This is a genomic window from Vibrio sp. KUL80 (assembly GCF_059725495.1).
In genome coordinates this window covers 406,904-418,340 of sequence record NZ_AP045841.1, presented here as the reverse complement: position 1 = coordinate 418,340, position 11,437 = coordinate 406,904, and the positions used below count along the sequence as shown (strand labels likewise).

Genomic DNA, 11,437 nt, shown 5'->3' with positions numbered 1-11,437 from the left:
TTTTTAACTCAATCTATTTAGCGGCCGAAGTGCGGTATTGATGGACAGCGGCAGAAATTGCTGCCACCACATTCGGGCTAACACCATTTGAGGGGGATGGTTGGGTTTTATTCTGAGTAGGAACTGCGATCGGTTCTGGTACTTCTTCTGGTACCAATTTTGACATTAACCGAACGAGATAAACGAGGATTGTTAGGAATACAAATACCACGGCCATACCCGTTAGCATGAGGGTGGCTGCATCTCCTAGCAGGCTTCCAATATTAGTCATGTTGCTTCCTTTCTTTGTCATCCTGACAAGTTACTCAATCGTTTTTGTGGCGTCACTGCTCACTGATTGACTCACAATGGCCTTGCATCGATCCATTGCAAGAGGTCTAGGATTATCTCGATTGGTGAAAGTTTGTCAATTTTGTTTAATCTTACGCCGTCATTAAAACGTCATTCGAATGAAAAACTATGATGCACACGACAATTTATGGTGTATTTAGGCTTACACAGAACTTCATACTATGACCTCACATGAGATCTCAACATAAACAAACTAAAGTTGAAAAACTGGGACACGCTTAAAATTACCGCAATTTTTCGTTTAAAAACATTGCGTTGTAATAATAAGGTTATTGATATGATAAAATTTTGTTAATAAAAAACCCCGCCGAAGCGAGGTTTCTAAAGAATGGCGCGCTCGGAAGGATTCGAACCTTCGACCGCCTGGTTCGTAGCCAGGTACTCTATCCAGCTGAGCTACGAGCGCGCAACAAGTTTTCGCATTGTCATTCGACGCTGCAGGGCAATACCCTAGGTCTCTGTAAAGAAAGAAAATGGCGCGCTCGGAAGGATTCGAACCTTCGACCGCCTGGTTCGTAGCCAGGTACTCTATCCAGCTGAGCTACGAGCGCGCAACAGTTTTCGCATTGTCATTCGACACCGCAGGGCATTACCCTTTTCTCTACAAAGTAGAATGAATGGCGCGCTCGGAAGGATTCGAACCTTCGACCGCCTGGTTCGTAGCCAGGTACTCTATCCAGCTGAGCTACGAGCGCGCAACAAATTTTCGTGTTGTCAGTTAACGATGCAGGGCTTCCCCTGTCTCTTTCAAAAAGAACGCTCTTTCAAAGAGAATGGCGCGCTCGGAAGGATTCGAACCTTCGACCGCCTGGTTCGTAGCCAGGTACTCTATCCAGCTGAGCTACGAGCGCGCAATAAGTTTTCGCATTGTCATTTGACGTTACAGGGCATTACCCTTTTTCTCTATAAGAGAAAGTCCTTTCCCAAAGGGCATCCTCAACAAAAAGAGAGAATGGCGCGCTCGGAAGGATTCGAACCTTCGACCGCCTGGTTCGTAGCCAGGTACTCTATCCAGCTGAGCTACGAGCGCGCAAGGTTGTGAAGCATATCACATTTAATTTCTTTTTGAACAAAAAAATTGACTGAAACAGTCAATAAATGGCGGTGAGGGAGGGATTCGAACCCTCGATACGGCTACAAACCGTATACTCCCTTAGCAGGGGAGCGCCTTCAGCCTCTCGGCCACCTCACCACATGTATTTCACTCCGAGGAGAGAAATGGCGCGCTCGGAAGGATTCGAACCTTCGACCGCCTGGTTCGTAGCCAGGTACTCTATCCAGCTGAGCTACGAGCGCGCAATATGTTCAATAAGAACAGTGTCATACAACACAATGCAAGAATGGCGGTGAGGGAGGGATTCGAACCCTCGATACGGCTACAAACCGTATACTCCCTTAGCAGGGGAGCGCCTTCAGCCTCTCGGCCACCTCACCGTCTTGCGGAGGCACATATTACGATTTACCAAAAATAAGTCAAACATTTTCTTGGTAAAAATAGGAAAAAACAGACTAAGCGTTGGCAAATTAACCAAACCACCATTTAATCGTAGCTTTCCTAAGCAAAATTCGCCTTGGTGCCTCTGTTTTATGGCAAATTTCACGCAACAAAAAGGCCGGCAAATTGCCAGCCCTCTCTAGTTAGGATTAGTAGTTGCCTGATGCAACGTTACCGTTTCCTTTCTCCGCTTGAATGCGCATGTAGATCTCTTCACGATGCACTGACACTTCTTTTGGAGCATTAACACCAATGCGAACTTGGTTGCCTTTAACACCCAATACAGTAACAGTGACTTCATCACCAATCATCAACGTTTCACCAACACGGCGAGTCAAAATCAGCATTCTTAGCTCCTTGAGTATTCTCTAATTATCTTGCTACAAAACTTATTATCCAACAAAAGTTATATTTTCGTAAACTATCTTCTGAAAAGTATTTACCCCAAATGTACCTGTTTTTCTTCTCTCTCAACGGATCCACTGGCGATAATGTAGTTATCATGCAGTACGTTAGCCGCTTTGTCGATAGCCCCTGGCTCGAGAACGAGTGTAATTGAGTGCGTATCTTCACAAAAGTGTAGAACAGATATGTCTGATAAGTTGAGAAGTTGTTGATATTGTGACGCTTGCTCTGCGGCATTTGACCCCACAAGTGTCAGAAGTGAGACGTCCTGCTCTGTAACTATCTTGTCTTCAATGACTAATTTTAGCTTGTCACGGCAATCTGTTTTCACCAACAAATGACTGTAGGTCAAATCTGTCACCCAGTGGCTTTCTTCCACTCCCAACATCTGCTTTTGCTTATCAACAACATCGACATGTTCTTCACAGATACGTAGTGACACCACCTGTTTCTGTATTGCTAGACCACAGATCCCAGGTTTAGCCTCTTTACCCGCCACTAATGTCCCCTCTCCTGCGTCAAAGCTAGAAAGCACACGCAGCGGCACATGATTTTGCCACGCATAAGCCACGCAAGGAAGATGGAGCACTTTGGCGCCTTTGTGGGCCATTTCGTGCATAGTTGGGAAATCGATGGTATCGAGCTTCTGCGCGTTTTTGACGACTCGAGGGTCGCAGCTATAAACGCCGTCGACATCGGTAAATATTTGGCATTCTTGTGCCTTTAAGGCACCCGCTAGGGTGACCGCTGTTGTATCAGAGCCACCTCGTCCCAATGTCGTTATATCGCCGACTTCATTTATGCCCTGGAATCCAGCGACAATCACAATTTTGTCCTGCGCTAGGTGTTCATCGATGACACTGGTATCAATATGACTAATCGTGGCATTGTTGTGATTATTGTTGGTCATAATTCGTGCCTGGCCACCGGTCAGAGATATCGCCGCGTGTCCAAGTTTGCTCAACGTCATCGACAGCAGTGCCATAGAAATCTGTTCACCTGCAGAGAGCAATACATCCAGCTCTCTGACGTTTGGCACTTTGTCTACTTGTTTGGCAAGTTCAACCAAACGGTTGGTCTCACCTGACATCGCTGAGACAACGACAACCACTTGATTGCCGGTTTGTTTAGCTCGAATTACATGCTCTGCAACGCTATGGATACGCTCAACAGAGCCAACAGAAGTTCCACCGAACTTTTGCACGATTAGTGGTCTTTTCACCAGTCTTCACCTTCCCAAGACAACATAGTGTTGTCGAATTTTGAAATTACGGTCTTGAGTGACCGCTCCCTGTATTAGGCGACGCCATGTACCTCGCCTATTAAATAGATGTGCAGTTCTGCACTGTGCAATTGATTCACTGAATAGGTAGTGACCAAAAGCAACAATGCCCAATCAACAAACATTGATTGGGCATTTAGAGGTTCTTACTTAAGAGTTATAGACGCTCTTCAAGCCAACCACGGATAGATTGCAACGCTTCTGGAAGCGCATCGACATCGCTGCCGCCTGCTTGCGCCATATCTGGGCGACCACCACCTTTACCGCCAACTTGCTCAGCCACCATCTTAACTAGGTCGCCCGCTTTTACTTTGCCAGTTAGGTCTTTGGTCACACCTGCGATCAAACCAATCTTGCCATCAGCAACATTGGCAATGAATGCAATACCGCTGCCCATTTGGTTCTTAGCGTTGTCCATCATGGTACGTAGGTTCTTACTGTCAGCACCTTCAAGAGCAGCAACCAGTACCTTAGTACCATTGATCTCTTCTACTTTACCCATGATATTGGCGCTTTCTACAGCTGCTAGCTTGTCTTTAAGCTGAGCAATCTCTTTTTCAAGAGATTTCGCTTTGCTTGCCGCATCGCCAAGTTTCGCTTCGTACTGTGCCGCTGTCGCTTCAATCGCATCCAGAGCCGCTTCACCTGTTACCGCTTCAATACGACGGATACCCGCAGCAATACCACCCTCAGAGGTGATCTTGAATAGGCCAATGTCACCAGTGTTGCTTGCGTGGATACCACCACAAAGCTCAGTTGAGAATTCACCCATAGACAGAACGCGAACTTCATCGTCGTACTTCTCACCAAACAGAGCCATCGCGCCTTTTGCTTTCGCAGACTCAATGTCCATAACGTTGGTTTCGATCACATGGTTAGTACGGATCTGTGCGTTCACAAGACGCTCAACTTGTTTGATTTCCGCTTTGGTCATCGCTTCAAGATGAGAGAAGTCAAAACGTAGGTTATCAGGCTTCACTAGCGAGCCTTTCTGCGTTACGTGCTCACCCAGAACTTGACGCAGTGCTGCGTGCAACAAGTGCGTAGCTGAGTGGTTTAGCGAGATAGCCGCGCGGCGCTCTGCATCCACAGTCGCTGCCACTTCATCGCCCTTAGCAAGTACGCCTTCAACCAGCTCACCGTGGTGTGCAATTGCGTTACCTAGCTTTTGAGTGTCTTCCACTTTGAATAGACCCGCTGATGTTTTCAGAACGCCAGCGTCACCACATTGACCGCCCGACTCTGCGTAGAACGGTGTCTCTTCAAGAACCACAATCGCTTTGTCGCCAGCAGAGAGTGCTTCCACTTCATTGCCTTCAACAAACATAGCTGCCACTGTGCTGCTGCCTTCTGTGCCTGTGTAACCACAGAACTCAGTATCGGTATCAACTTTGATCGCAGCATTGTAGTCAGTACCGAACTGGCCAGCTTCACGCGCACGTTGACGCTGAGCTTCCATCGCCTTCTCAAAACCTTCTTCATCGATAGCAAACTCGCGCTCACGAGCCACATCGTTAGTCAGGTCAGCAGGGAAGCCGTAGGTATCGTAAAGTTTAAATACGGTTTCGCCATCTAGCACTTTCTCGTCGCCAAGATTATCAAGCGCTTCAGTCAGGATTGTCATACCACGTTCAAGAGTACGACCGAAGTTCTCTTCTTCGATACGCAGTACTTTTTCTACAACGGCTTGTTGCTTCTTAAGCTCTTCACCTGCCGTACCCATTACTGATGCTAGGGTACCAACTAGCTTGTAGAAGAAGGCACCTTGTGCACCTAGCTTGTTACCGTGACGTACTGCACGACGGATAATACGACGAAGCACGTAGCCACGACCTTCGTTTGATGGCATTACGCCGTCAACGATTAGGAATGAACAAGAACGAATGTGGTCAGCAATAACGCGCAGTGATTGGTTCGAAAGGTCTTCGTAGCCGATCACTTCTGCTGCTGCTTTGATTAGCGTTTGGAATACATCGTTCTCGTAGTTTGAGTGAACGCCTTGCATGATTGCAGAGATACGCTCGATGCCCATACCTGTATCTACCGATGGTTTTGGTAGCGGCTCCATAGTACCGTCGGCGTGACGGTTGAACTGCATGAATACGTTGTTCCAGATCTCGATGAAACGGTCACCGTCTTCTTCTGGAGTACCAGGACGACCACCCCAGATATGCTCACCGTGATCATAGAAAATTTCTGTACATGGACCACAAGGACCAGTGTCACCCATTTGCCAGAAGTTGTCTGACTCGTACGCTTTACCGCCTTCTTTATCACCGATACGAACGATGCGGTCTGCAGGAACGCCCACTTGCTTGTTCCAAATCTCGAATGCTTCGTCGTCTGTTTCATAAACCGTAACCAGCAGGCGATCTTTTGGCAGTTTTAGCGTCTCTGTTAGGAATTCCCAAGCAAAGCTGATGGCATCTTCTTTGAAGTAATCACCGAAGCTGAAGTTACCCAGCATCTCAAAGAAAGTGTGGTGACGAGCAGTGAAGCCTACGTTCTCAAGGTCGTTGTGCTTACCACCAGCGCGAACACAACGCTGGGCCGTAGTGGCACGAGTGTAGTTACGCTTTTCTAGGCCAAGGAAACAGTCTTTAAACTGGTTCATACCGGCGTTTGTGAAAAGCAGAGTTGGGTCATCGTGTGGAACCAACGATGAACTGTCTACGATTTGGTGCCCTTTGCTCTCAAAGAACTTAAGGAACGCGTTGCGAACCTCGTCTGTGCTCATGTACATGCAGCTCTTCCTGAAATAATTCGAGTTAGATTTTGGGGGCATATTGTAACCCCATGAGTAAGGATTCGCCTAGTCTTCTGGTAAAAAAGGCAACAAACGGAAGGAAATTAAACTTTATTCAAGTCAGGACAAGTATTTGCGGGCAGTGGCAGGCAGGTGTTATTCACTTTCTAGTGAATCTAGTGCGTAGTTTATTTGGTCAAAAGAGTAGCCTCGATACTGTAGAAATCGCACTTGCTTGGCATATTCTTTGGGATCGCTGGCTTTTCCGTGACGAAACTTTTTCTCAGCTGTGGTTTTACAAAGCTCAAACCAATCGACTTCTTCTTCCATCAAGGCTTCATTCACGACCGACTCTGAGACGCGCTTTTGATTCAGCTCTTGACGAATTCGACGTTCACCATGACCTTTGTAGACATGCTGTCTTACCTGGCTTTTGGCAAAGCGCAGGTCATCAAGATATCGATATGACTTACATAGCTCTATCGCGGCTTCAACCTCGGATTCCTCATAGCCTTTGAAGGCAAGCTTTTGGTACAACTCATACTCGCCATGATCTCGGCGACTTAACAGTTGGATCGCAGCTTCATTAGCGGACAGGGTCGGTGGCTTTCGTTGATACATAGAGACTAATAATTTGATAGGAAAACAGATACAACAAAGCCCCGCAGTGCAGGGCTTTGTTTAATTCAATTGCAGATTTATAGCTCTTCTGCCGGCGCTTCACCAGTTTCTGCTTCTTCAACAATCTCAGGCGTTAGCAGTAGCTCACGTAGTTTGCTATCAATCGCTTGTGCCGCTTCTGGGTTTTCACGCAGGAACTTACATGCGTTTGCTTTACCTTGACCAATCTTATCGCCATTGTAGCTGTACCAAGCACCTGCTTTCTCAACCAGTTTGTGCTTAACACCTAGGTCAACCAGCTCACCGTAACGGTTGAAGCCCTGACCGTATAGGATCTGAGTTTCTGCTTGTTTGAATGGCGCTGCAATCTTGTTCTTAACGACTTTAATGCGAGTCTCGTTACCCACCACCTCATCGCCTTCTTTGATAGAGCCAGTACGGCGGATATCAAGACGTACAGAGGCGTAGAACTTAAGCGCGTTACCACCCGTGGTAGTTTCTGGGTTACCAAACATCACACCAATCTTCATACGGATTTGGTTGATGAAGATACACATACAGTTAGACTGCTTTAGGTTACCAGTAAGCTTACGCATAGCTTGAGAAAGCATACGAGCCTGCAGACCCATGTGGCTGTCACCCATTTCGCCTTCGATTTCCGCTTTTGGTGTTAGTGCAGCAACCGAGTCGACAACCATCACGTCAATCGCACCAGAGCGTGCAAGAGCATCACAGATTTCAAGCGCTTGCTCACCAGTATCTGGCTGAGAAACCAACAGCGCATCAATATCAACACCTAGCTTCTTCGCGTAGACAGGGTCTAGGGCGTGCTCAGCATCGATGAACGCACAGGTTTTGCCTGCTTTTTGAGCGGCAGCAATACATTCAAGGGTAAGTGTTGTTTTACCTGATGATTCTGGACCGTAGATCTCTACGATACGACCCATAGGCAGACCACCTGCACCTAGTGCGATATCTAGAGAAAGTGAACCCGTTGAAATGGTTTCTACGTCCATGGTACGGTTATCACCAAGGCGCATGATTGAGCCTTTACCAAATTGTTTTTCAATCTGACCTAATGCAGCGGCTAACGCCTTCTGTTTATTCTCGTCCATTACTTTCTCCACAACTATCCTTTACGGATATACGCTTTAGGCAACTTACGTGCTTGAGCTGTTTTAATCAGGTAAGCGATGCGTTCAATTCATCGCAAGATGTATTTTATTATACTGTTTATTCATACAGTGTCTATACCTGTATGAAGATTTTTTTGTGACCTCAGTGTGACTTCACCAAGACTCTTTATATTTCAATAGGCTTAGCTAAACGGCTCATCTTCAAGAACATGGGTGTGTAACGTTCTTAGTGCATGCTCTACTGCCTGTAAACGAACACTCGCTCGGTCACCCGTTAGCAAACAGGTTTCTACCTTCTGCCAGCCCTGAGAAGATGCCCATGCAAAACATACGGTTCCGACTGGCTTCTCTTCACTGCCTCCACCGGGTCCAGCGATACCACTGATTGCGACACTTAGGGTTCCGTTTGAATGAGATAGTGCTCCTTGCGCCATTTCAATCACCACAGGTTCGCTCACAGCGCCATGCTTCCCAAGCGTTTCTGACTTCACACCAATCATTTCCATCTTGGCATCGTTGCTGTAGGTGACGAACGCTCGGTCAAACCACGCAGAGCTGCCTGCGATATCGGTAATCGCGGTTGCCACGCCCCCACCTGTGCAGGATTCAGCGGTCACTAAAACCTGATCTCTCTGTTGCAGTAATTGACCTAGGTTGGCACTTAACTCAGATATGTTTTGCATTTGACACAACTCCTAGTCCTTCGTGTGGGACTTAATTGGGTTTAATACCTGCGCTTACGTGATATCAGTGACGACTCTGCCCTTTTCGCTCTCGCCGCTTTCACGTATCCTAGGCGGCAATGAAAAACGAGTAGCAAAGAAGTGACAGTGAAAGCGGAACAAAAACACACACCAATGATGCAGCAATATCTGAAGCTAAAAGCAGAGAATCCAGATATCTTGCTGTTCTATCGAATGGGCGATTTTTACGAGCTGTTTTACGATGACGCGAAACGCGCATCTCAATTGCTCGATATCTCACTGACCAAGCGCGGCGCCTCCGCGGGTGAGCCTATTCCTATGGCAGGTGTTCCTTTTCATGCTGTCGAAGGCTACTTAGCTAAGCTGGTCCAGCTTGGCGAATCGGTAGCAATTTGTGAGCAAGTCGGTGATCCTGCCACCAGCAAAGGTCCGGTTGAGAGAAAAGTCGTGCGCATCGTTACGCCCGGCACTGTCTCAGATGAAGCTCTGCTCTCGGAAAGGCTTGATAATCTTATTGCCGCAATCTATCACCAAAATGGCAAATTTGGCTACGCTACTCTGGATATTACCTCTGGTCGTTTTCAACTTTGTGAACCCAGTACAGAAGAAGCCATGCTAGCTGAACTGCAGCGCACTGCGCCTAAAGAGCTCTTGTTTCCTGAAGACTTTGAACCTGTTGATATCATGGCAAGTCGCAATGGCAATCGTCGTCGCCCTGTGTGGGAGTTTGAGATCGATACCGCGCGTCAGCAGCTCAACCAACAGTTTGGTACCAAAGATCTTGTCGGCTTTGGTGTCGAGAACTGTGTATTAGGTTTATGTGCGGCAGGCTGTTTGATCCAATACGTAAAAGACACCCAACGTACCGCGCTTCCTCACATCCGCTCGTTGACTCTAGACAGTCAAGATCAATCGGTCATTCTCGATGCGGCCACGAGGCGCAACCTTGAGTTAACCCAAAACCTGTCTGGCGGCCATGAAAACACGCTAGCGGAGGTGCTAGACCACACCGCAACAGCCATGGGTAGCCGAATGCTAAAGCGCTGGATCCATCAACCTATGCGCTGCCAAAAAACACTGAACTATCGTTTGGATGCCATCTCTGAGCTCAAGCAAGACGCGCTCTATACCGAGATTGCGCCAACGCTCAAGCAGATCGGTGACATCGAACGTATCTTGGCAAGGCTAGCACTGCGCTCGGCAAGACCTCGTGATATGGCTCGTTTACGAAGCGCGCTACAACAGCTACCAGAACTGGCGATAAGTCTTGAGACCGTGGCCCACCCTTATCTCAAACAGCTGGCTGACTATTCTGCACCCATGGAGTCGATGGCTGATTTGCTTGAGCGAGCGATCAAAGAGAACCCTCCGGTCGTTATTCGTGACGGCGGTGTGATTGCCGATGGCTACAATGCTGAGCTCGATGAGTGGCGCGACCTCGCCAACGGTGCTACCGCGTACCTCGAAAAGCTTGAGCATGATGAGCGTGACCGCCACGGTATCGACACGTTAAAAGTTGGCTACAACAATGTGCATGGTTTCTATATTCAGGTGAGCCGTGGTCAAAGCCATCTAGTGCCGCCACACTACGTTCGTAGGCAAACTCTAAAAAATGCTGAGCGCTACATTATTCCTGAGCTCAAAGAGCATGAAGATAAGGTACTGAACTCAAAATCTAAGGCTCTCGCCGTTGAGAAAAAGCTTTGGGAAGAGCTGTTCGATTTGTTACTCCCAAGCTTAGAGCAGTTACAAAACCTTGCGTCTGCGCTGTCTCAATTGGATGTACTGCAAAACCTAGCAGAGCGCGCAGAGAGCTTAGATTACTGCCGCCCAACGCTGAGCGAAAAAGCGGGTATTCAGATCCAATCTGGTCGTCATCCTGTGGTAGAGCAGGTCATGGATGAGCCTTTTATTGCCAACCCAATCGCGCTTAGCCCTGAGCGTAAAATGCTGATCATTACAGGTCCAAACATGGGTGGTAAATCGACCTACATGCGACAGACTGCGCTTATTGCTCTAATGGCTCACATTGGCTGTTATGTGCCCGCTGAATCGGCAGAAATTGGCTCATTAGATCGCATCTTTACCCGCATCGGTGCCTCTGATGATCTTGCATCGGGTCGCTCAACCTTTATGGTGGAGATGACAGAAACGGCGAACATTCTCCACAACGCCACGCAAAACAGCCTAGTGTTGATGGATGAGATTGGCCGTGGCACTAGCACCTACGATGGTCTTTCGCTCGCTTGGGCCAGTGCGGAATGGTTAGCAACCAAGGTTGGCGCGATGACGCTCTTCGCGACACACTACTTCGAGCTAACAGAGATGCCGAATCAGCTTCCTAACCTTGCTAATGTTCATTTGGATGCGGTTGAGCATGGTGATTCGATTGCGTTTATGCACGCGGTTCAAGAAGGTGCAGCTAGTAAGTCTTACGGTTTGGCCGTTGCTGGCCTTGCTGGTGTGCCAAAAGCAGTGATTAAGAACGCGCGCCAAAAACTGACGCAGCTAGAGCAAATTGGACAAAACCCTGCTCGCGCAGAATCGCCACAAGTCGATATTGCTAATCAGCTAAGTTTGATTCCTGAGCCAAGCGAAGTGGAAGAAGCACTGGCGCAGATTAATCCGGATGATTTGACGCCGCGTCAAGCGTTGGAAGAGTTGTATCGGTTGAAGCAGTTGCTTTAGGAGCGCGCT

General features: G+C 47.8%; 8 protein-coding genes and 8 tRNA genes. 1 reads left to right on the top strand and 15 read right to left on the bottom strand.

The window, feature by feature from the left end:
• Positions 1-13: 13 nt before the first annotated feature.
• The 15 genes from AC6I8U_RS01935 to pncC form a co-directional block, all read right to left on the bottom strand.
• Positions 14-271: an oxaloacetate decarboxylase subunit gamma gene (locus tag AC6I8U_RS01935; protein WP_042473248.1), complete on the bottom strand. Its 258-nt coding sequence runs from the start codon at positions 269-271 to the stop codon at positions 14-16.
• Between the two features lie 409 nt (positions 272-680).
• Positions 681-757 (bottom strand) — tRNA-Arg (locus AC6I8U_RS01930).
• Positions 758-825: 68 nt separating this feature from the next.
• Positions 826-902, bottom strand: a tRNA-Arg gene (locus AC6I8U_RS01925).
• A gap of 67 nt (positions 903-969) precedes the next feature.
• Positions 970-1,046, bottom strand: a tRNA-Arg gene (locus AC6I8U_RS01920).
• Between the two features lie 79 nt (positions 1,047-1,125).
• A tRNA-Arg gene (locus tag AC6I8U_RS01915) sits at positions 1,126-1,202 on the bottom strand.
• Between the two features lie 102 nt (positions 1,203-1,304).
• Positions 1,305-1,381, bottom strand: a tRNA-Arg gene (locus AC6I8U_RS01910).
• A 69-nt stretch (positions 1,382-1,450) separates the two neighbouring features.
• Positions 1,451-1,543: transfer RNA gene (locus AC6I8U_RS01905), tRNA-Ser, on the bottom strand.
• A 27-nt stretch (positions 1,544-1,570) separates the two neighbouring features.
• Positions 1,571-1,647: transfer RNA gene (locus tag AC6I8U_RS01900), tRNA-Arg, on the bottom strand.
• A 45-nt stretch (positions 1,648-1,692) separates the two neighbouring features.
• Positions 1,693-1,785 (bottom strand) — tRNA-Ser (locus AC6I8U_RS01895).
• Between the two features lie 210 nt (positions 1,786-1,995).
• The gene (gene csrA / locus AC6I8U_RS01890; protein ID WP_004415691.1) at positions 1,996-2,193 is read right to left on the bottom strand and encodes a carbon storage regulator CsrA; all 198 of its coding nucleotides are present in this window, start codon (positions 2,191-2,193) and stop codon (positions 1,996-1,998) included.
• A 92-nt stretch (positions 2,194-2,285) separates the two neighbouring features.
• A complete protein-coding gene (locus AC6I8U_RS01885) occupies positions 2,286-3,473 on the bottom strand; it encodes an aspartate kinase (protein ID WP_498017601.1) in 1,188 nt (395 codons plus the stop codon).
• Positions 3,474-3,690: 217 nt separating this feature from the next.
• The gene (alaS, locus tag AC6I8U_RS01880) at positions 3,691-6,276 is read right to left on the bottom strand and encodes an alanine--tRNA ligase (RefSeq protein WP_498017600.1); all 2,586 of its coding nucleotides are present in this window, start codon (positions 6,274-6,276) and stop codon (positions 3,691-3,693) included.
• 159 nt (positions 6,277-6,435) lie between these two features.
• Positions 6,436-6,900, bottom strand: a complete 465-nt coding sequence (gene recX, locus AC6I8U_RS01875; RefSeq protein ID WP_446570123.1) for a recombination regulator RecX — start codon at positions 6,898-6,900, stop codon at positions 6,436-6,438.
• Between the two features lie 77 nt (positions 6,901-6,977).
• A complete protein-coding gene (gene recA / locus AC6I8U_RS01870) occupies positions 6,978-8,015 on the bottom strand; it encodes a recombinase RecA (RefSeq protein ID WP_498017599.1) in 1,038 nt (345 codons plus the stop codon).
• A 203-nt stretch (positions 8,016-8,218) separates the two neighbouring features.
• Positions 8,219-8,719: a nicotinamide-nucleotide amidase gene (gene pncC, locus AC6I8U_RS01865; RefSeq protein ID WP_394150909.1), complete on the bottom strand. Its 501-nt coding sequence runs from the start codon at positions 8,717-8,719 to the stop codon at positions 8,219-8,221.
• Positions 8,720-8,866: 147 nt separating this feature from the next.
• On the opposite strand from pncC, the gene mutS reads away from it, so the two are divergent.
• Complete coding sequence (gene mutS / locus AC6I8U_RS01860; protein ID WP_498017598.1) at positions 8,867-11,428, top strand: DNA mismatch repair protein MutS; 2,562 nt, start codon at positions 8,867-8,869, stop codon at positions 11,426-11,428.
• Positions 11,429-11,437: the final 9 nt, after the last annotated feature.